This window comes from Chitinophagales bacterium, from assembly GCA_041392475.1.
Classification (GTDB): Bacteria; Bacteroidota; Bacteroidia; order Chitinophagales; family UBA2359; genus JAUHXA01.
This window is the reverse complement of record JAWKLZ010000002.1, coordinates 993,241-1,016,231: the sequence shown is the minus strand read 5'-3', so window position 1 is coordinate 1,016,231 and position 22,991 is coordinate 993,241. Positions and strand designations below refer to the sequence as shown.

Here is a 22,991-nt window from a genome sequence, read left to right as displayed (position 1 = left end):
ACATGTTTTCAAACATTCCAGATTTTTCAGAATAAACTTCAAAATTCTAAATCGAGAAACAAAAGCCTCAACTTACCAAAGTTGAGGCTTTCGTTGTAGTATTGAACCGAAATCTTTGAAGAGGGTAATACATGGGAAAGCAAATATGCTTACTTTTACGTTTTAAATTTGTACCGTTTTAAATTTTATATTGCACTATGAGTCTCCCCAACAAAATGTTATTTGGAAGGAAAAATTATATTTATGTACTTATTGGCATAGGACTAATTTTGGTTGGATTTATGTTGATGAATGTCGGGCCTTCTGAAAATCCAATGGAAAACTACGATGTGGACAAAATATATGGTGTGCGGGCAACGATAATTGCTCCTATTGTGATTTTGTCAGGTTTTGCGATGCAGGTCATTGCCATTTTTCTCAAACCTGAGGAAACTCCAACCGATTCTTAAAATAGTTTGGCACAATTTTGATAAACTATTCAACATTCATAACTCACTATTCATCATCTGCCAAGAATGTCAATAATTGAAGCCATTATTTTAGGAATTTTGCAGGGATTGACCGAATTTTTGCCTGTCAGCAGCAGTGGTCATATCGAATTGGGAAAAGCATTGTTAGGAGTAGAAGGGGCGAATGATGCAACTTTTACCATCATTGTGCATGGTGCTACGGTGTTGAGTATCATTGTTGTATTTTGGAAAACGATATGGGGACTCATTCAAGGACTTTTTCGCTTTCAATGGGATACCGAAACCCAATACATTGCCAAATTAGCCGTTTCGATGATTCCTGTTGGATTGGTTGGTTTATTTTTTGAAGATCAAATCAATGCACTGTTTGAAGGGCGAATCGTAATGGTCGGTTGTTTTTTAATCCTTACAGGAGGCATTTTATTTCTCACCAAACTCGAAAGGAAAGAAACCAAAGAAGTGGGATTCAAAGATGCTTTGATTATCGGTTTGACACAAGCTGTTGCCATTCTTCCTGGTATCTCTCGCTCAGGAACAACTATTTCTACGGCATTGGCATTGGGAATCAGCCGAACAGCAGCTACCAAGTTTTCTTTCTTGATGGTATTGGCTCCAATATTGGGGGCAACTATTTTGAAGGTCAAAGATTTGACGGAAGATACGGGGTTAAGTCAAGATACTGCGATGATGCCTTATATTGCAGGTTTTGTAGCTGCTTTTTTAGCTGGAGTGATTGCCTGTAATTGGATGATAGCTTTGGTGAACAAAGGTAAGATTATCTACTTCTCCTTTTACTGTTTTATTGTAGGTGCAATAGCCATAGGATATGGATTGTTTTTTCTCTGATTTTGAGGAAAGTAGAACTTACTCGCCCGTTACATTCAAATCCTGTCCTTCGTAATAACCCATATCTTTGTCGGTCAGCAACTTGGTGTAGAAAGTAATTTGCCCAGTATGGTAAGAAAAGTGTTCGGTAACATGGACAATAATGGCTACTCCTGACATTTCAAAGCCTTGAACTTTGTGTACCCTCAATATATCTTCTTCCGTTAAATCCTTCAAAATTTTGATGGCGAAATCCGTAACTGCTTCAATTTTGGTGTAAATCTGTGCTTTGCTCAAGCCTCCTGTACGGTTAAATTCCAAGTCTCGTTCTCTAATATCTGGTTCTCCTCCCAAACCAGAATGAATGTATTGGGTGATGTTTCCACACAAATGCACGATTAAATTTCCGATGCTGTTAGAATGTTCATTGGGGCGTTTCCAAAGGTCCTCTTCTGATATTTCGCTCAGACACTTGTGAATGCGAGGTAAATTGAGGTGGATGTATTCTATAGATTGAAGGATAAATTCGGTGAAAAGTGACATGGTGATTAATTTAGACATTTAATAATGCTTGAAATGATAAAGATAGTTGTATAAAATAATAATTCAATGACTTTTGTATGGAAATATCTACATCATTGCAGAAGAAAATTTGGGTAGAATGATCAAAAAACTTATACTTGTGCTATGATTTTATTAAAACAGACCCACTATTTACTCATTTTTTGCAGCCTATTTTTGACTTGTTATAACCAAGTAGAATTAGTCGCTCAAGTCGATAATCCTTATGTTATCAAAGGAAAATTGGATATACCTTTGATGTTGGGTAGTGGATTGGCAGTCACTATCAGTGCAAAAAAATTTAAGAACAAACCTTTTTTGAATACAGACGAATTGGATGCTCTTGACCCTTCTACCCTCAAAGGTATTGATACTTGGGCATTTAAACGTAAAAGTATTCAGGCGCAGCAAGCAAGTGACATTTTATTGGTCACATCACCCATAGCACCTTTACTATTGCTGGCAGACAAAGATGCCCGAAATCATGCAGGGCAAATCGGCTTTTTCTTTTTGGAAGTGGGCTTTATCAATTATTCGCTCACGGCTTTGACCAAAGAACTGGTGAAACGCAAACGCCCTTACCTCTACGACAGAGAACTGCCCTACGAAATTCGTCAAAGCCCTGCTGCAACATCATCTTTCTATTCTGGACATGCAGCTTTGTCGGCAGGATTTTATTTCATGTCTGCCAAAATGTTTCAGGATTTCAATCCTGACTCCAAACTCCGCCCTTTTGTGTGGGGAACAGCTGCTGTTGTTCCTGCCATTACAGGATTTTTGAGAGTGAGAGGTGGAAAACACTATCCAACTGATGTTATTGTTGGTTACCTTGTTGGAGCGGCAGTTGGGATATTGATACCACAGGTGCATAAGAGGAAGTTGAATTGAAGTATAAGAAAAAGGTGTTGAATATCCCTTTTCCAGAACATCCAACACCTTACTTTCTTTAATTCACTTCAAATAAAACTTCTCTGGCTTCGCCTCTCTGCGTTTAAGAGTTCACGCCAAGTAAGTCGAAACCCTCTGTGTGTCACTGACTCTGTGTTCAATCCACCACAAACCGCTTCACCAACACTCCCTCAGAGTTCTGCAAATAAAGCAAATAAACCCCAGTAGGATAAGCACTTGCATCCAAATCAAAGTCATTTGTGCCCACTTGAAGGGATTGCAGGTTTTCCGCCAAAATTCGACCCGCCACATCATACAGACGCATGGTGATGTCATGTGGGATGGCAGCCGTAATTTCGAGGTGAAGCCAATCACTCACTGGGTTTGGCGATAGTTCTTCTAATGAAAAACTGATTGGAGTTTGTAAAGGGATAGCAGTATTATTAAAACATACTACTGGTTCACTAAAAAATATAGTAGAACACCCGCTTTCATCTGTGGCAATAATGGTATAAGTATCTCCATTTGGAATTCCTCCAAATGTAAATATTTCTCCAGTGCCTCCTTGAAAAATACCATTACCATCCGTATTGTACAGTGCATTTTCATCAAAAGCAGGCAATCCTCCCATCACAATAAAAGACACTTCAACATTACCTGTTTCCATATTGCAATCTTCTGCAACAACTATCTCGATAGGCTGCAAAAACACCACAGGCGTACCCGCTGCAATCTTCGTACATTCACTATTCAAATCGGGAAAATTGTCGTCTGTATCACCTTCTGGTCCAGCAATTGCAGAAAAATAATAAACCGTATTGGTATTCGCTGAAAAGTTTGCATTGTCGACTTGCGGCGAAAAGAAAATTTCGATAATATCGCCCAACGTTTCGTCGGGACTTGTATGCAGCACATACACCAACACATCGTCATTCTCCAAAACTACTCCTTCGGCTGCAATCAAAGCCGCATCTTCGTCACAAACCAACACCATTTCGGAAGGCATCGTACCCGCATCCGCCGTACACAACAGCACAGGACAATCGGGAGAAGGAATCATTTCGACTACTTCGCAAGACTCAAAACCCAAATCACTGATGCCAATATTGTAAATCGCCACAGCATTTGCATCCAAACCTGCAAGGGTAATTGGCAAATCATTGTAGGCAAATTCACCAAACAGTTCCTCATTGACCCAAACTCCAAAACCCAATTCACTGACATTTTCAAACGCAAAATCTACCATCAAATTAAAAGTGCCATCTTCCGCACAGTCGCCAACCACCAACTCCACATCAAAAAGACTGCAATCAGGCGCAGTACAGTCAATCGGTCCCAGTCCAGTGAAAGCCGAACAGCCCTCGTTTTCTGTATCTCGCACGATAAACTCATAAATCGTAGTGCCATCTCCAACCAAAGGCCCAATCGTATAAAAATCCTGTCCATATTCAAACGTACCGTAGTTCGTGCCATTTCCTCTAATTCTGAAAGTCTGAGCAGCAGGATTTTCGACATCAAAAGCAATGTCCACCAAAAACATCCCATTCTCATCACATTCATGCGCTTCAGCAATCACATTGGAGATAACACATTCGGCTGTTTCACAAATCACTACACCAAAATTAATGGCAGTAGAACAACCTTCAAAGGCATTGTCAATGACCACAAACTCATAATTCGTTTCGCCATTCCCCACCAAGCCATCAATCACAATCGGCAAATTTGCGTAGCTGAAATTGCCGTAATTCACACCATTTCCTCGCAGCTTGAATCCTTCATTACCCACATTTGCAAAGTCAAAATCAATGCTTACCGCAAAGTTGCCGTTTTCATTGCAGCCCAAATTTTCTACGATCAAGCCTTCAATGGCACACTCCACTACCTCACAGTTTGGAACTGCAAACTCAAGCGTTGCAGTACATTCAGGATTGTCGTTGTCCGAAATGGTGATGCTATCATTTGGACCACCATTCGTAGGGAAAGACTCGATGGTAATCGGCAAATCTGCATACGCAAAAAAGCCCAAGTTGATTTCTCCAAAATGCAAATCGAAGAAATTGTTGATGGTATTTTCGTGCTGAAAATCAAGCGTCAAACTGTAGGTGCCGTCCTCATTGCAGTCGCCCACATTCACCACAATCTCCGAAATACTGCAATCTCCACCCCCACAATCCACAGGTTCATCGAAAACAAACACGCCTGAGCATCCTTCCATTTGAATATCTCGCACCACAAATTCGTAAATCGTAGTGCCGTCTCCGACCAATGGCCCAACGGTATAGAAATTTTGACCGTATTGAAACGTACCGTAATTCGTGCCATTTCCTCTAATCGTAAAACCCTGTTCGCTGCCAAACGTCACATCAAACTCAATATCCACAAAGAAATTCCCATCCCCATTACATTCTCCTGCTTCTGCAAAAACATTGGTGATGCTGCAATCTCCTTCAATACCGCAATCCACTGTACCAATACCAGCCGCCGAAGAACAACCTTCAATGGCATTGTCAATCACGATAAACTCGTAATTCGTTTCACCATTTCCCGCCAAACCGTCAATCGTAATAGGCAGATTTGCATAACTGAAATTGCCGTAATTCATTCCATTTCCTCGCACTCTGAAACCCTCATCACCCACATTCGCAAACTCAAAGTTGATAACGACTGCAAAATTTCCATCCTCATTGCAGTCCAAAACTTCGACATTCAATTCGCCAATTTCGCAACCGACCACAGGACATTCCAAGGCTGGAAATTCAAGCGTTGCGCTACATTCGGGGTTGTCATTGTCCGAAACCGTGATACTGTCATTTGGGCCGCCATTCGTTGGGAAAGATTCGATGGTAATCGGTAAATCGGCATAAGCAAAAAAGCCCAAATTGATTGTTCCAAAATGGAGGTCAAAGAAGTTGTTAGTTGTATTTTCGTGTTGGAAGTTGAGCGTCAAAGAGTACGTTCCATCATCATTGCAGTTGCCTAAATCTACTGCAATTTCTGAAATACTGCAAATAGGATAGCTGACAAGACCTAAATTGACCTGATTTGTGCAAGAGTTGAGTTCACTGTTTGCCATGGTAAACTCATAGGAAGTGTTATTATTGCCAGTGAGATTGTTAGCGAAAATAGTAAGGAGTAAAAAAGTTAGGTAAATAAATTTTAATTTCATCGGAAGAGTTAGGTTTGTAAATAACGAGTTTATGATAAGTGACTTGTTAAATAGTAAATTTGCTGCTCAGAATAATGTAAAAAGTGAAGTTATTTTAACCAATTTTCTATTATTGTTGTTTTAACTACTAAATATCTAATTTAAAATAAAATTTCCTATGCGAACAATTCCTAGAGTTGATTTATCAGAGTTTGTTAAGGGCAATGACGAACAAAAGCAGGCTTTTGTAGAAAAGTTGGGCAAAGCTTATGAAGATGTTGGTTTTGTATCGGTGGTCAATCATGGTATCAGCGATGAAACAATTGAAGTATTGTACAATCAAGTAAAGGCCTTTTTTGACCTTCCTAAAGTTAAGAAAAAACAATGTGAAGTAGAAGGTTTGGCGGGACAGCGGGGTTATACTTCATTTGGAAAGGAACACGCCAAAGGGAGCGATGCACCAGATTTGAAGGAGTTTTACCAATGGGGACAAACGGTTCAAGGAGAAGATATGCCGAAAGACCATTACCCCGACAATGTGATGGTGGAAGATTTGCCTGCCTTCAATGAGGTAATCCAAAAAGCTTATCGAAGTTTTGAGGAATCGGGTAAATATTTGCTGCAAGCGATTGCGATATATTTGGATTTGGACGAGCATTTTTTTGATGATAAAATCCACAATGGGAACAGCATTTTGCGGGCAATTCACTATCCGCCGATTACCGAAGAACCCAAAAATGCGATTCGGGCAGAACAGCACGAAGACATCAACTTGATTACCCTTTTGGTTGGTGCTTCTGCGGACGGTTTGGAACTGCTGAACAAAGAAAATGTGTGGCTGCCCATCAATGCGGGACCTGGCGAAATCGTAGTGAACGTGGGCGATATGCTGCAACGATTGACCAACAACAAATTGCGCTCTACAACGCATCGGGTGGTGAATCCGCCTCGTGAAAAATGGAATACTTCCCGTTATTCGATTCCGTTCTTTTTGCATCCTCGTTCCGAAATGGATTTAACCTGTTTGGAGAACTGTGTGACGGAAGGTCATCCGATTCAATACGAACCGATTACGGCAGGCGGTTATTTGGATGAGCGATTGAGAGAGATTGGGTTGAAGAAATAAATCACACAAGATTTTTTTTTTACATGAAGCTGCTGCAAAATGATTTGTGGCAGCTTTTTTTTACGGTGAAAGATAGTGAATCATTGTAGTTTTTGGTGAATATTGTTTAGAACTACCGAAAGTTTTGAAAATAAAAATAGAGAGTGAAAATGGATATTGAAGCGAGAAGAATTGGAGACGGGAGTTTATTTGTTTAGACTTGTGGGAGAAAATAATGAATTGGTTGGGAGTGGGAAGATTTTGGTGGAATAGATGAATGGAGCAAGTCTATTAGGAGTCAATCAAATTTTGGAGGTAGTCATTGGCAGTATTGATTAAGTTTTCTTGCTTTTTACTAGGCATCTTATCGAAACTTCCAATCAGCATACCCAAACGAGGGTTTTTCTGAAAAAAATCACGGTTTACGTGCATGAATCTCCAAAACAAAGCATCCCAAATGTTTTGCCAATCACCCTTTGGATAATCGCTCATTTTCATCAGATAATTGCTGCCACTGATGTACGGTTTGGTACTCATCAAACCGCCATCTGCAAACTGACTCATGCCATAAACATTGGGAACCATCACCCAATCATAGGCATCAATGAACAGTTCCATAAACCATTGATAGACGTCATCTGGGTCAAATTCGCACAAGACCATAAAGTTGCCCAAAATCATCAATCGCTCGATGTGGTGGCAGTAACCTGTTTTCAGTACCTTTTGGATGGTGTTGTCAATTGGAGGAATTCCCGTTGTGCCATCGTAAAATGACTTGGGAATTTTTCTATCAAAACCCCAAAAATTTTTGGTTCGCTGTTCAGTCCCTTTACACTCGTACATACCTCGAATAAACTCTCGCCAACCAATGATTTGTCGAACAAAACCCTCATTGGAGTTTATCGGAATACCGTATTCTTTGGCGCAGTCAAAAGCAGCATCCAGAACTTCCTGAGGTGTAAGGAGTCCTACATTTAGCATTGGGGTTAGTACGCTGTGGTGTAAAATGGATTCTCCGTTGACAATAGCATCCTCATAAGCTCCAAAATCTTCAAAGCGTTGTTTTAAGAACTCTTTGAGCCATTTTTGACTGGAATCATAGTCTGTAGGGTAGAGGGGCGCATCTATTAGTTCCCCTAGGTGATCTTGAAAGTGTTGGTTCACATACATTTTGGCTTCCTCATAAAATGGATTGTTTTCGGGATAGCTGATTTTTGGAGGAGTCTTTTTCTTGGGATATTTCTTGCGATTTGCCGCATCAAAACTCCACTTACCACCCATAGGACTATTTTCGTCGGTCATCAAAATACCTCGATTCTTTCGCTGCTCTATGTAAAATTTCGTCTGAAAAAATTTCTTTTGCGAAGGCTTGAAAAACGACGTCAAATCAGAAGGGGTATTTAGGAATAGCAGGTTGTCATAAGATTGAAGGGAAATATCTACTTGAGAGGCTGCAATTTTTAACCTGTTCGATAGCCAGTTGTCTGTTGGGTCAATGTAGTGAATGGATTGGATGCCTTGCTCTTGTAATGCAGGAATCAACACCCGAATATCGGACTGTTTTTCATGGGCTTCTATGTAGTGAACCCCCTTGTTTTTCGATTGAAGATAGTGTAGGTAAGATTGCATACTTGCACGGTGAAAGGCAATTTTTTGTTTGTGGAAAGGATATTGTTTGAAAAAAAGAAATTCTTCTACCAAATAAATTGGCAGCTCGTTCTCTATAATGGGACTTTCTCGGAAAAGTTGGTGTGGGAATACGAGGTTAATGGCGTTCATGCTGTTGTTGAATCTGTTTACCCTAATCTAAGTAGTTGTCTTTTGTAATGGTAAGATAAACAGGCTTGTGGCAAATTGGTTGAAAGAAAAAATAAAAAAATCTGTTGGAGTGTGTTGAGTGAAATTAGGCCTTTGGAAATCCTTACCCAACCTTCACCGAAGTCATCGTCAACGACCCTGCCAAAGCCTTGTCGTTGAACAAACTCATCTTTTCGTTTTCTTCCTTCAATGCCAAAGCATAGAGCAAAGGCAAATAGTGTTCGGGCGTAGGAATAGCGAGGTCAAAAGCCCTGCCTTGTGATTGGAAGTCAATCAAGGTTTGGTGATTGTCGGAAAGAATGGCTTGTTTCATTTTTTCACTCGCTTCAATTGCCCAGTCGTAGCCATATCCACCTACCACGTTCATTTTGTCCCAAGCCACCATTCGGAGATTGTGAACCATATTGCCGCTGCCAATAATCAATACGCCTTTTTGGCGAAGAGCAGCGAGTTCTTTTGCCAACTCATAGTGGTATTGAGGCGTTTGTCTGTAATCCAAACTCAATTGAAAAACAGGGACATCGGCATTGGGGTACAAATGTTTGACCACCGACCAAGCACCGTGGTCCAATCCCCATTTGTCGTCCAAACCAATACTGGTTTTGGTCACAATGTTTTTGGTTTCTTGCGCCATTTCAGGGCTGCCAGGGGCGGGATATTGCACATCAAACAGGGCTTGTGGAAATCCGCCAAAATCGTGAATCGTTCGGGGCTTTTCCATTGCCGTCACAAAAGTTCCCCTTGTTTCCCAATGTGCCGACACGACTAAAATGGCTGTTGGTTTGGGAATTTCTGCACCCACTTTTCGGAAACCCTGCACAAATTCGTTTTCTTCAATGGCATTCATCGGGCTGCCATGCCCCAAAAACAAGACGGGCATTTTGTCGGTATTGCCGTATGGTTGGGTGATTTTATTGAGTTCGGTTAGTTTCATAGTTCCTGCTGCTAAAGGGATTACTGCCAGTGATTTGAGAAATGTTTTTCGGTTCATGGTGATTTGTTTTTGGTTACAGCAAAGAAACTAAAAATCCTTTAGAAATCCTTCAATTACCTCATCCAAAATCCCTATGATTGTATCCAATTCCTTTTTTTTAAAATAGCTGATTTCGTCAATCAAAAGATTTTTGCCCTTTAGTTGGAGAAACTGCCACTCCTTTCCAGACGTAGTGACTCCATAAATAGTTGGAGAAAAGGGGGGATGAATGTTTGGTGAACTACTGTCACAGCGTTAGGCATTAACCTCGAAACGCCAAGTACGAGCCCGTAGGGTGGTATGAGAGGTGCACTCTACTTAATCACGGGGTGTATTCTCTACTTGATTAACGATTTATTTTTTCATTCCCATAAATAATCAACCAAATCTGGAATATAAGTTGGTCTTTGATTTAAGCTATTTGTCAGTGCTACGGCAAATTCTCGCATTAAATTATACTGGTCTGCACAATCAACAATAGAGCCATTCATAACATCTCCAAAACGTTTAGGGTAATAAATCTTTGTGCCTATTGGAACATTAGGAGACTTATATTCTTTTGATGTCCTATATCCAAATACTTTTTTATCAGTTAGACTAATTATAATGTTAAAGTAGTTGTTGATATCTACACCTTCATTCTTATATCTTTTTGCTAAGTCTATAACTAAATCCTTAAAGGAATAACCTTTATTAATTCCAGTTATGCCATCACAAATAATAAATGAAAATGGAACAAATAATTCATTTTTAAAACCTGGATTTAAATTAATAAATTCCTGTGAAGGTCTGCATAGGGCTTTGTTTTTAGCAAGCTTAACTGCCGTTTCAATTAAGTCTAATTTAGAAAGAGTTGATTTAATTTCTCCAATCGCTACAACAGATTCAGCAGGTATAAATTGGTACCTATCACCAAATTGGATTAATGGTGTATTTAGTTTATCAAAAAGTATTAAGTCACATTGAGTGGATGTTTCATCGTAAGAGTTAATTACATATCCATCTGTTGTTTCAATTTTATAAGGCTTGATGAATTCTATTAATTCTTTAAATGTTCTTTCTTTAAACATACCATACTCTCCTGAATGCAAGAGCTTATTTTTTTTCTTTAAATCCTCATATAAAGATTTTGACCTTCGGAGTTCAGAGATGAAGTTGTCCACCTTAGTTTTGAATATCTCGAAATATCTTTTATTCATTTGAATATGTATGGTTTAATTCAGGGCTACTTACAATAATTCCTGTTGTACTAATAATATCCATAGTGTTGCTCTTTACAAATCATTTTGAATAATTTAGTGTATATTTTTTTTAATGTTCAAATAATAACTCCTATTCACACATAAAATATTTGACACCTACCGCTAACCAAAAAGCTTTCAATAATTTAATAAACATTCCTCTACCCCATCCTCGCTTCAATATCCTTCAATTCCCCTTTCGGAATTGCAGCAATCAATTTCTGCGTATAAGCCCGTTGAGGATGATTGTAAATCTCATCTGCAATGCCCATTTCTTCAATCTTGCCTTGATTCATTACAATCATGCGGTCGCTCATAAACTTCACCACCGAAAGGTCATGCGAAATAAAAATGTAGGTAAACTGGAATTTTTCACGGAGTTCAATCAAAAGGTTCAAAACCTGCGCCTGTACCGACACATCCAAAGCCGACACGGATTCATCGCAAATAATAAACTTGGGATTCAAGCCCAAAGCACGGGCAATGCAAATCCGCTGACGCTGACCACCCGAAAACTCATGTGGATAGCGGTTGAAGTGTTCGGGAAGCATATTGCAAGTTTCGAGCAGTTCGATGACTCGGTCTTTGCGTTCTGCATCACTGCCGAGGATTCCATGCACTTGCATGGGTTCCATGATGGCATTGCCGATGGTGAGGCGGGGGTTGAGTGAAGAATAGGGGTCTTGAAAAATGATTTGCATTTCCTTTCGCAAATCTTTCATGTCCGACTGACTCAAATCCAAGACCGAACGACCTTTGTAGATAATTTCGCCTTCTTTTGCAGGAGCCAATCTCAAAATCGTCCGCCCCAAAGTTGTTTTACCACAACCCGATTCACCCACCAAACCCAGCGTTTCGCCAGGATATACATCAAAACTCACATCGTCCACTGCTTTGACATAACTCAAAACCTTCCCAAAAAAGTTTTTCTTTGCAGGAAACCAAGTCTTCAAACCTTTCACCTGCAAAATCGGTTCTTGCGCCAACAATTTTTCATAACGGGCTGAGGTTTGAGCAGGGCTAATCTCTACGGATTTAATCATTTCTTCGACAGAAGAAACCTTTTCAATCATTTTGCCTTCGTCATCAAAACCCATAAAATCGTTCACCGTTGGCAACTTGCTCAACCGCTTACCCAAAGGCGGACGACAAGCCAAAAGTCCTTTGGTATAAGGATGTTGTGGGTTGGAAAAAATATCAAACACATTGCCTTGTTCCACAATTTTGCCCTTGTACATCACAATCACCCGATCGGCAATCTCTGCAATAACACCCAAATCGTGGGTAATGAAAATAACAGAAGAATCAATTTCGCTCTTCAACTTGGACATCATTTCCAAAATCGTTTTTTGGACGGTCACATCCAAAGCCGTTGTCGGTTCATCCGCAATCAAGATACTGGGATTGCAAGACATCGCCATCGCAATCATCACCCTTTGTTTTTGACCACCAGACAGTTGGTGCGGATAGGCTTTGAAGATGCGTTCAGGCGTAGGCAGTTGTACTTTTTCAAATAATTCAATCGTCAAAGCCTGAGCAATGGGCTTACTCACTTTTTGATGCAGTAAAATTGCTTCCATCACTTGGTCACCGCAGGTAAAAACGGGATTGAGGGAGGTCATGGGTTCTTGAAAAATCATGGCAATCTCGTTGCCCCGATACTTGCGTATTTCCTTTTCGGGCAGTTTCACCAAATCCACCTGTTCGCCTTTTCGGTTGCTAAACAAGATTTCACCGCCTGCAATGAATCCTGGAGGATTGGGAATCAATTGCATAATAGAAAGAGAGGTAACAGATTTACCCGAACCCGATTCGCCCACAATGCCCAAAGTTTCGCCTCGATTGAGGGTAAAACTCACGTCATTGACGGCTTTCACCAAACCTTCGTCTGTCTTAAAATGCGTTTGTAGGTTGTTGACCTGTAATAGTAATTGACTCATATTGCTAAAGAATGAAAATCGAAATGAAAATGAAAACCAAATTTAAAAATAGGGTTAATCTTTGGAATGAACAATTTATCTTTCTGATAAGCTGCAAAATTGATGTTTTTGTAGAAAAATAAGTTTGTATCTGCAATTTATTTGGACTTTGGACGAAGGAGCAAAGATGCAAGAAGTAAGAGCTTAATTGATTAATAACCAATTATTTGCACCCAATCACGTCAATGAGTTAAAATTTTGATTATCAACTTTTTATATCTTGCATCTTACTTCCTACTTCTTTCGTCCAAAGTCTAAAATTTATAGATAGCCCGATTAATTTGTCATCTTTTGATGTTCATTTTAATTTTCATTCTTTGGTGTTTACATTCCTTCAATGACCATCATTAACAAATGTAAGTCAATTAGTCAGACACATTTTTTTCATTTCAAAAAACAATCATTATGCGATACACAACTGCAAATATCAACGCTAAATTAGCTGCTACTATTTTGATGATGGTTGTTTTGGTATTGGTTAATACCAATGCAACTGCTCGCCCTAACTTCAAAATGAAAACAAAACAAGCTGAAACGACTACAAACATTGCCTTCAAAGTACCTCAAAACACCAAAGTCTGGATGAATGTGTATGATATGGAAGGTCGTTATATTGCAGAATTGATGAATGAAAAACGTGTGCTTAAAGGAAAAACTCAAAATGTAGAAGTCAATACAACTAATTGGAGTGGTGGCACTTATAAAGTTGAAGTCCGTACTGCCTCTGGAAAGGTTTGGACAGAAATGTTGGTAATTTCAAGATAAATCCTCTGTTTGAAAATAAAAAATGTCCGATTCGCTCCATTATTGAGTGAATCGGACATTTTTTTTGTATATAATAATTTAAAGTAAAATTAAAAAAAAAGAGCAGTGCTGTATCATTTAAGATTGCAAATGATCACTCAGTTATAGAAGTGGAAGTATAGAAGTTGAAAGAAGAAATTACACACACACACAAATTTTTCAACAATTAACCACCAGAGTAGAAAGAGTAATTTTGCTTATGATAGACAACACTGCATATCTTTATTATATAGTCAAGATACGTCTAACAGTCGAAACAAGTTTCACTATACTATTATTTTGACGAATATCATGCCAATATTAATTTCAGTTTTGAATGCTTTTTCTTGTATTTCAGTTTTTCAGAGTCAAAATGTTTTTTTACCTAATACCATTGTATTAGCTTCTGTTTAGAGTAGTGAGTAAGGTTAAATATAAACAGTTTTTAATGGATTGCAAAATAAAATATCAACTTTCATAACATTATTTTTAGGATTCCGTCTGCAAATATATAAAATTTCAATGCAAAAAAAGATTTTAAGAATTTCAATTATCACAGAGGGGGTTTCAATCTAAAGCTTTTATTCGTAAAATCAACCTCTTTTTATAAAATTTGACTTTAAAATAAATTAGTGTGTATATTAAAAAGAATTGCAGTTAAATGATGGAATTCATTTAGCATGATAACAAGAAAGTCATCTATCACAGTATTGTAATAGATGACTTTGGGTTTATCTATTCATCAGAGATTTAAGGAATACTTAGTATTTCATAAATTTATGGTGAATATTCGCCTGTCCATTATTGACCTGCAATAAGTAAACGCCTGTCTGTAAACTACGAACATCTATGTCAAGCGTAGTTACTTGATTGTTGTAACTGTTAATTTGTTCTTGGAATAACAAACGACCACTTACATCATAAATTTGAATCGAAAGACTTTGGTTGGTAGAAGTATTGAATGCTACATTCAACCAATCTTGAGCAGGAACAGGTTTTACACTTACCCACTCAAAATCACTTTCTCCCCTTTGAAGGCTAATCGTTCCCAAAAATTCAGTTCGACCGTCTAAATCTGTTTGAGACAAACGATAGTAAGTGATTGAAGCTGTTGTTTCTCTATCCAAATATTCATAACGACTTGGTGAGTTGCTATTTCCTACTCCTGTCACTTTTGTAAGGTTTTCAAAAGATTGTCCGTCAAAAGAACGCTCTAACAAGAAGAAGTCGTTGTTGGTTTCGGAAGCTGTTACCCATTGAAGTTTGTTTCCTTCTTCCAATACTTCTCCTTCAAAACTCAAGAACTCAACAGGAAGGATTTTGCAATCAATAAGATCAGACATCACACTCGCTGTACATCCATTGGCATCAGCAATATTGATGGTATAACTTGTACCACTTTCAAATGGGCCTAATTGAAAGGTATCGTCTTGAATTACATCTATTACTGTACCTGTCAAATTGTAAGGAGCAGTACCATTGACAACTGTTACATTTACCACATAGGTATTTGCTTCATTATCTTGGCTACATACAAATGTGTCTTGAATGGTAAGTGGAGTTGTGTTGCAATCTACTTTAGAACAAGCAATTACATCAGAATTAACGGATGCCGTACAGCCATTTCCATCTTCTACTGCAAAATTGTAGGTCGTTCCATCTGTGAAAGGTCCAATGGTGAAAGTATTGCTTTGAATTACGTCATTCAAATCACCAGTGATTGTATATGGAGCAATACCATTCATAATGGTTACATTGACAGTATATGTTCCACTTGGCTCATCACAATCTACTATATGTGTTACACTAATAGGATTGGTTTCACAATCTATTTTAGAACAAGCGATGATTTCAGAATTAACGGATGCCGTACAACCATTTCCATCTTCTACTGCAAAATTGTAGGTAGTTCCATCTACAAAAGGTCCGATGGTGAAAGTATTGCTTTCGATGACATCATTCAAATCACCTGTAATGGTGTAAGGCCCTACACCATTCATAATGGTGACATTGACAGTATAAGTAGCATTGCCAAAATCACAAATCACTGTATGCTCTACAGTCAATGGATTGGTTTCGCAATCTACCAATGCCAAAGGTGGACAGGTTAAATCTTTGATGATTTGTCCACGTATTTCACCTCCAGGATGCAAAGCAGTATGTATATTGGCGTATGTATTGGCTTCTTGTATAGCTCTTGCGTAATCTGTGGTAAAAGGAGTACTGTTCATATCACTCCAATAAGTAAAGATGCCACCATTGCTGTAAAGGTCGGTCATGTTGAAAATAACGCCACCGTCTTCGCCCAACATTCCCTGGTGAATGTGTGCGCCTGTGATATCGCCCGTTAATCCACTCGCTACAATCATTACGTGGGCATTGGTCAAATGACGGTCAATAGAAGCCATTCCACCACCAGTAGCAGTTGGCGCATTTATATCGCTTGTTTCTTGGTCAGAACACAAATCGTAACCATAACCATCTCTTGCCAATCGGAACAATTGTCCACGAATCTCTCCTCCTGGGAAAGCAGGTGTATGGACATTGATGTAGATTTGTCCAGTTAACATTGCGTCAATAAGATCTTGTGTAACGGCTGTTGTGCTGCCTTTAATTTGACTACCTGTAATATCGGCTGACAAATTCAACACCACACCACCATTTTGGCCCAAAGTTGCACTATGAAAATGAGCCGCATCTAAATTGCCGCTTAGTCCATCTGTAACAACTCGGTAGGTGATTTGGTCAAAAGTGGGACTCAACGTAACCGCTGCAAGACCAATTGCTTCAGTAACAGAAGCTGGTACTTCTTGAGAACCTGACAACCAAGTATCGAAGGTCAAGCCATTGTCTAAGGTCAATTGTCCTCGAATTTCTCCACCGGGATTGGCTTCCGTATGAATATTGACGTAAACATTGCCAGCTTGTAAGTCTGCTAAATAAGCTTCAGGAAATACTACGCCATGAATGTGGTTGCCATCTACCATTGCTGTGAGGTTTTCAACAACGCCTCCATTTACTCCTGGTGCGCCAACATGCAGGTGTGCACCAGTGATTGGACCGCTTAGGTTTTGCACCAATACGTTCACTTCCAATTTGTTCACATTAGGTGTATAATTGAAGGTAGCCAAACCATAGGCATCTGTTACGACAGCAGGATTTTCCTGATTACCTGTCAAATCAGCGTGGTAAGTTGTCTCTGTTTCCAAGGCCAATTGCGTGCGGATTTCTCCACCGGGATTGTTTGCTGTATGAACATTGAGATAGTAAGCACCTGTTAGGAATTTAGCCAGTTGATCGGTAGAAAAACCTGTCAAAGTAGTGCTGACACGATTACCATTTACAAAATCGGTTAGGTTGAAAATGACATCGCCATTTTGGCCTACTGCGCCTTCGTGTACATGAATTCCTGTAATTGGGCCGCTTAGACCATTTACACTTACATTCACTTCAATGGCATCTTGTGAATCATTCAATAAGAAAGAAGTGACTCCAACGGCATCTGTCATAACTGGAGGAACTTCTGATGCTCCAGACAATTTTCCTGCAATCAACAAATCACCACTAAACATAGGGTCTGTTGCCGTGTCTTCAAAAAATTCGCTTCCACGAACCACATTGCCTCTCACTTCTCCGCCGGGGAAATTTGCGGTATGCACATTTGCATAAACGCTTTTGCTGCGGAATTTGGCAACATGGGTATTGAAGGGTTCTGTATCGTTTTCTGTCCAATAACCATACGCTCCTCCAACAGAGGTAAAGAAAGAGCTAAGGTTGAAAATTACGCCGCCGTTGCTATTGGGGCGGGCATTGTGAAAGTGCCCAGCATCAATAGGTGCAGATAAATCAGTGACAACCATCATGAAATGGGCATTGCTTTGGTCACGGTCTATAGATGCCATTCCAACGCCTGTACCTGTACTACCTGAAGGGGGAACTTCTTGACCTCCATTGAAGTCATATAAATAACCTTCTCGTGCAAGTCGGTAAACTTGTCCACGAATTTCACCTCCTGGGTTGGCATCCGTATGAACATTTAGGTAAATACCTCCTGATAATAATGCGTTTAAAAATTCTTTGCTGATGGGTTGACTTCCCATGATTTGATTGCCTACAATGTCGGCAGATAGGTTTACTACTACACCTCCGTTGTTGCCTACTGTTCCTGTATGGAAATGGGCTGCAGTTGCACCGCTACCACTCAAACCGTCGAGTACAATATTGTAGCTGATTTCGTCCAATGTGTTGTTCACATTTATTTTCGCAATGCCTGATGCGCTGGTCATTACTGCGGGATTTTCTTGACTTCCATCCAATGCAGCATCGAAGTAAAGAGCATCATCCAGCATTACTTGTCCACGAATTTCACCACCTGGGTTGGCATCTGTATGCACATTGAAGTAGATATTGCCTGATTGAAGGGCTGAAAGATAGGCAGTAGGATCAACGGTAGCCGTGATGACATTGCCGTTTACAAAACTGCTTAGATTTTCGACTACGCCTCCATTCTCGCCAGGGGCACCTTGGTGAAAGTGTGCACCAGTGATTGGGCCACTCAGACCTTGTACAACGACATGAATTTGTAGTTTATAGCCGCTTTTGGATAAGTTGAAGACACCTAAACCATAAGCATCTGTTGCGACAGCGGGAACTTCTTGGTCACCATGAAGCATGGCAGTGTATCGAAAATCAGATTCCAATAAAACTTGCGCCCTGATTTCGCCGCCTGGATTCATGTCTGTGTGAACATTCAGATAATAACCACCACTCAAAAAAGTAGCTACTTCTTCGGCTGTGAGATTGGTCAATCTTGCTTTGATGCGTTTGCCGTTGATAAAATCACTTAAATTGAATATAACAGGGCCATTTTCTCCTGCTTCACCTTTGTGGAGGTGAATACCTGTGATGTCGCCTGTCAATCCGCTCACACTTACATTGATGTCAAGGGCTGTTTTGTCTTTACTCAAAGTAAAAACACCCAAACCTTCGGCATCTGTTATCACAGCAGGTACTTCATTACTACCGTTCATACGGGCTGTAAACTGCAAACTACCAGATAGATGCACGGCATGTAAGGAGGTACTTGACAAACTTATAAGTACTAAGAATAATAGTAAATGAAATTGTTTCATAGATTTTAAATTACTTGGTTTTATTACTTGGGATAAAATAACATTAATTCTACACTTTAACCTACGAGAAAAAAAGGTATTTGGATTTTTGTAAGTGAACTGGCGTAGTTTTGTATAAAAATTTTGTGAAAAAAGAAAATAATGAAAATAGAATATTGTCATTGTAAGGAATTTAGATACAAAAACTTGGGCTGTTAGCAATGTATAGAGAATTTTTCCAAAAGCATACACACATATTTTATTTTTATAGTAGTTTGAAGCCGTCAAGCTTTGATTATAACAATTTAATTTTGATTTTTCAAAGGCATTGATTGTCATGGCAAAGTAAAATAGTATATATTTTTTAGATATGAAAAAAATAACGCAATCCTATTTTTTGGCATAATAGTTGGTTTATGTGGAGTGTTTGTTATTTTTTATAAATTCACCCAAGCCAAGCCCATGAAAAATTTACTCTTTTTGGTGTATCCATACACCAATGTTACAACTATTAACAGATGTTGTTATCGCTTTTTCATTTCCTGCCAACGACTTATTCTCATTAGCTTTTTATGGTTCTCCTCTACTTTATTGATGTTAGGTAATACTAACTCTGATGGTAAAAATGGTAGTGCGGAAAATGATAATGTAAAGACCTATTCCGCTAGTATTGGCAATTGGGTCTGGTTGGACTTGAATAAGGATGGTATTCAAGATGACTATGAAGAAGGATTGAATGATTTCGTAGTCATACTCTACAATGAAGAAAACCATCATGTGGTTAGCACTAAAACAATAAATCATCCTGACACAGGAATGGCAGGCTATTATCACTTCGATCAATTGGCTGCTGGCCGATATTTCATTGTATTTGAAATCCCCGCAGGCTATGACGTTTCACCTAAAGATGTCGCAAATAATTTATATGATGTATTAGATAGTGATGGTGATCCCATCTCAGGTGCGACAGATAGTATATGTCTCAAAGCTGGACAAAAGGCCCAAAGTTGGAATATAGGATTGTGTCTTCCTGCATTGGCTGGAACTGAATAATTTTTGATACACCTGTACTATATTTTAGACACAAGTGCTAGCTATTGTCCTATGATAGGGAATAGTGAGCACTTTTTTTTTGTCAATAAGTTAGGTTGCTTATTACTACTAAGTAAATGATAGACGTATAGTCACATTACGGTCATAAAAGGCGGTTTGATTTTTCATGAAATTATTCGGCACTAAATTTGTGATTCTAATAATTACACAACACACTATATTTTTTAACTTTATTAACTCAAAAAAAATGAAAATGTCCACCAGCTTCATTATTTCCTACATCTATTGGAAGTATTCGTCAACTCTAAATAGGCTAATAAGCCCATTTTCTCTCCAATGTGCTATAAATTTTACTTAATCAAAAAGCCATAGAATTCAATCGAATTTCATTGCTTACAAAGAAATTATTTGGTTGGTTCTGCTTTGAAGTTTTTACTCAAGTAAAATGATTGCATTGTCTTTCATAACAATGCAATCGATTGTATAATAGGAAAACATATAAAAATTATGACCTCAGTGAATAAGCACTTGTTTTTAGTACAACAATAATATTTTATATTTAAAATTTTATTATAAATCCTAATTCGATTTGTTGTATTGAAAATAGTGTAATGCTGAAGAACTTACCCTAACTTAAATCAGTTCTTGCTATGAAAAAATTAATACACCATCATTTTTTGTTGTTGCTGCTATTGAGTACAATGAGTCTATCATCTGTTTTTTCACAATCATCGTCCATTGAATTAGAAAGCCTTTTGAGCGGTACAAAGTTTGCCTGTATAGAATTAACGGAAGAAGAACAATATAGAACAGATAACAATCAGTTCCCAATGATTGAAGCCTTTGCAGAATATTTACAAAACTTAGGTTTTGAAGATGTAGCATACACTTCTACGGACAAAACTAAGTTGATGCTTCAAGTATCTACTTTATGTGATATTGCAAAAATACGATTGGATTTTGTGTATGAAAACAATATCATTAAAGACAGCCGTATTCGGTTTCGCTCTTGTCAACAACATGAAATTTTTATGTTTAATCGGGTTGAAGTTCCTACAGATCTTAACTTATATGCAAATTTGACTGCAGTATGGAATAAAATGTATCAACAGCCTATCAACTATAATTCTGCAAATCGTTTGCAACTGCCTAAAAATAAAAGCACTGTAAATGAAATGTATGCGAAAGAAATTTTGGCAAATCCTAGTATTCCCACTGATTTTATTGAAGGAATTTATCAAAAAAAGCCAACTTACGGCTACACAGCAAAACAGCATAAAATTGCTATTTTAAAATCTAAAGGCGGAAGTTATCATATTTACTATCTGGATGGCATTAGCAACTTTTTAGATTGGGAAGAAGGGGAGGTTATGGGATCGTTGCCCAAAGGGAGTTCATTGTATGAATACAATGATGTGAATTGGATAACCTCTAATAAACTAATACAGGATAAAGGTAAAATTGTCTTCGTAGATGATAATAATTTTATACTCACATTTGATGGTCATCCACACACGTATGAGTATGAACGTATTTTACCTACTGCGCCACTTGTAGGTATTGATCCTGTAGAAGCTGTTATTAGTGAGCATGAGCAGTTGGATATGGCAGTTGATTTTACAAAACCTTTAGCACTTTCTCTACAAGAAAACCTCAGTAATAGCTATTATCTTAGTTCAACAGGTAGTGCAATTGCGGTTAGTCAAGATGGTTATATAGTTACAAACTATCATGTGGTAGCAAATCACGAGTATATTGAAGTCATGATTCCCAATACTCGCTACAAAGTATCTTATAGAGCTATTGTTGTATCTACTGATGAGGATAGTGACCTTGCACTTTTAAAAATCGAAGATGCTAATTTTACGCAATTGCCTACGATTCCCTATTATTTTAGATATAGAGAAGCAGATGTTGGCGAAAATGTATTCACACTGGGTTTTCCAATGGTGGAAAGTATGGGATGGGATATCAAATTGACTGACGGATTAATCAGTTCTCGCAAAGGATATCAAGATGACCCTAAGACATATCAGGTGTCAGTGCCTGTTAATCCAGGTAATAGCGGTGGCCCACTTTTTAGTGAGGATGGCGAATTGGTAGGCATCATCAAAGCCAAACATTCAAATGCAGACAATGTTTCTTATGCTTTGAAAACATCAAATATCTTGAGTTTAATCAATGAATCTGGTGTTAACTTTCCTTTACCCAACAATAACTATCTCAAAAACAAGAGTATGTCCGATCAAGTAAAGGACTTGGAGGCATTTGTTTTTTGGGTCAAAGCCTTCAAAACAAAATAATTTAATGTTTAATTTTTGGTCTGTATAGCTTTTTAATGATAGCCCTGCCTCTTGCAATTTAGTTGTAAGGCAGGGTTTTTTGTGTTGATAACACAGATATGAAGAATGACTTGTAATGTTGTAAACCTTTGAACGTTAATTTTATGTAGAATAAATCGGAAGGGTAGGAGTGTTTTATTGAAGTGAAATGAGCGTATAATTGGGTGATATTGTAATTGCAGCAGCAGCCAAGAGGTGCTATTTTGCCAATATGATTTTTTTTTTTTCAAACGCTTAAAAAAAATAAACTGTACAATATGAAATCAATAACAATCATCCTTCTTTGGACTGCAATGTCACTTCAATTTCCTTGTTTTGCACAAATCCCAGCCCCTATAGCTGCTGCGACTCCAATGGCAGGGCATTTAATTAGCGTTACGGCTGACTATCAGGCAGAAGCCATCAGCATTTTTTATCCCGACCGAACAGAGTTGATTTATGTGAAAGTTCGTAAAGGTCGATGGGTAGATAACAACAAATACAACGAAGTGAGCTACGATGTCGTCTATCAAGATGGCACTCGCAAGTATTTTGAGAATATAAAACTATTTCGCAAAGAGGATGTCATGCAGCGAGTTGTGACCGATCACATCAGCAAAATCACCGAATTGGGCTATGAGTTGATCAGCACCAATATGTCCGACTTCAACAAAGAAAAATACTTGACGGCTTTCTTTCGGTTTAAGGGATAAAAACA

At 38.5% G+C, this 22,991-nt stretch carries 15 protein-coding genes; 8 read left to right on the top strand and 7 right to left on the bottom strand.

What is annotated here, in order from left to right:
• Nucleotides 1-197: 197 nt before the first annotated feature.
• On the top strand, nt 198-449 hold the full coding sequence (locus R3E32_17485) for a DUF3098 domain-containing protein (protein ID MEZ4886534.1): 252 nt from the start codon (nt 198-200) through the stop codon (nt 447-449).
• Nucleotides 450-515: 66 nt separating this feature from the next.
• Nucleotides 516-1,316, top strand: a complete 801-nt coding sequence (locus R3E32_17480; GenBank protein ID MEZ4886533.1) for an undecaprenyl-diphosphate phosphatase — start codon at nt 516-518, stop codon at nt 1,314-1,316.
• A gap of 18 nt (nt 1,317-1,334) precedes the next feature.
• Here R3E32_17480 and R3E32_17475 read toward each other — a convergent pair whose 3' ends face one another.
• The gene (locus R3E32_17475; GenBank protein MEZ4886532.1) at nt 1,335-1,856 is read right to left on the bottom strand and encodes a DinB family protein; all 522 of its coding nucleotides are present in this window, start codon (nt 1,854-1,856) and stop codon (nt 1,335-1,337) included.
• Between the two features lie 126 nt (nt 1,857-1,982).
• Between R3E32_17475 and R3E32_17470 the strand changes: the two genes are divergently transcribed.
• Complete coding sequence (locus tag R3E32_17470; protein ID MEZ4886531.1) at nt 1,983-2,744, top strand: phosphatase PAP2 family protein; 762 nt, start codon at nt 1,983-1,985, stop codon at nt 2,742-2,744.
• Between the two features lie 157 nt (nt 2,745-2,901).
• On the opposite strand, the gene R3E32_17465 is transcribed toward R3E32_17470, so the two are convergent.
• Nucleotides 2,902-5,910, bottom strand: a complete 3,009-nt coding sequence (locus R3E32_17465; protein MEZ4886530.1) for a T9SS type A sorting domain-containing protein — start codon at nt 5,908-5,910, stop codon at nt 2,902-2,904.
• Nucleotides 5,911-6,067: 157 nt separating this feature from the next.
• On the opposite strand from R3E32_17465, the gene R3E32_17460 reads away from it, so the two are divergent.
• Entirely contained in the window at nt 6,068-7,015 is a 948-nt protein-coding gene (locus R3E32_17460; protein ID MEZ4886529.1) for a 2-oxoglutarate and iron-dependent oxygenase domain-containing protein, read from the top strand.
• Nucleotides 7,016-7,285: 270 nt separating this feature from the next.
• Here the strand turns inward: R3E32_17460 and R3E32_17455 are convergent, their stop codons facing one another.
• From R3E32_17455 to R3E32_17440, 4 genes are all read right to left on the bottom strand, one after another.
• Entirely contained in the window at nt 7,286-8,773 is a 1,488-nt protein-coding gene (locus R3E32_17455) for a cryptochrome/photolyase family protein (GenBank protein MEZ4886528.1), read from the bottom strand.
• A 142-nt stretch (nt 8,774-8,915) separates the two neighbouring features.
• Complete coding sequence (ygiD, locus tag R3E32_17450; protein MEZ4886527.1) at nt 8,916-9,803, bottom strand: 4,5-DOPA dioxygenase extradiol; 888 nt, start codon at nt 9,801-9,803, stop codon at nt 8,916-8,918.
• Between the two features lie 344 nt (nt 9,804-10,147).
• The gene (locus R3E32_17445; GenBank protein MEZ4886526.1) at nt 10,148-10,984 is read right to left on the bottom strand and encodes a DUF6602 domain-containing protein; all 837 of its coding nucleotides are present in this window, start codon (nt 10,982-10,984) and stop codon (nt 10,148-10,150) included.
• Between the two features lie 203 nt (nt 10,985-11,187).
• A complete protein-coding gene (locus R3E32_17440) occupies nt 11,188-12,966 on the bottom strand; it encodes an ABC transporter ATP-binding protein (protein ID MEZ4886525.1) in 1,779 nt (592 codons plus the stop codon).
• 444 nt (nt 12,967-13,410) lie between these two features.
• Between R3E32_17440 and R3E32_17435 the strand changes: the two genes are divergently transcribed.
• Nucleotides 13,411-13,770: a T9SS type A sorting domain-containing protein gene (locus tag R3E32_17435; GenBank protein ID MEZ4886524.1), complete on the top strand. Its 360-nt coding sequence runs from the start codon at nt 13,411-13,413 to the stop codon at nt 13,768-13,770.
• A 779-nt stretch (nt 13,771-14,549) separates the two neighbouring features.
• Here the strand turns inward: R3E32_17435 and R3E32_17430 are convergent.
• A complete protein-coding gene (locus R3E32_17430) occupies nt 14,550-18,920 on the bottom strand; it encodes a CHRD domain-containing protein (GenBank protein ID MEZ4886523.1) in 4,371 nt (1,456 codons plus the stop codon).
• Between the two features lie 441 nt (nt 18,921-19,361).
• Between R3E32_17430 and R3E32_17425 the strand changes: the two genes are divergently transcribed.
• From R3E32_17425 to R3E32_17415, 3 genes are all read left to right on the top strand, one after another.
• Entirely contained in the window at nt 19,362-19,952 is a 591-nt protein-coding gene (locus R3E32_17425) for an SdrD B-like domain-containing protein (protein MEZ4886522.1), read from the top strand.
• Nucleotides 19,953-20,602: 650 nt separating this feature from the next.
• On the top strand, nt 20,603-22,255 hold the full coding sequence (locus R3E32_17420; protein MEZ4886521.1) for a serine protease: 1,653 nt from the start codon (nt 20,603-20,605) through the stop codon (nt 22,253-22,255).
• A 296-nt stretch (nt 22,256-22,551) separates the two neighbouring features.
• Nucleotides 22,552-22,986, top strand: a complete 435-nt coding sequence (locus tag R3E32_17415; protein MEZ4886520.1) for a hypothetical protein — start codon at nt 22,552-22,554, stop codon at nt 22,984-22,986.
• The last annotated feature ends 5 nt before the right edge of the window (nt 22,987-22,991 follow it).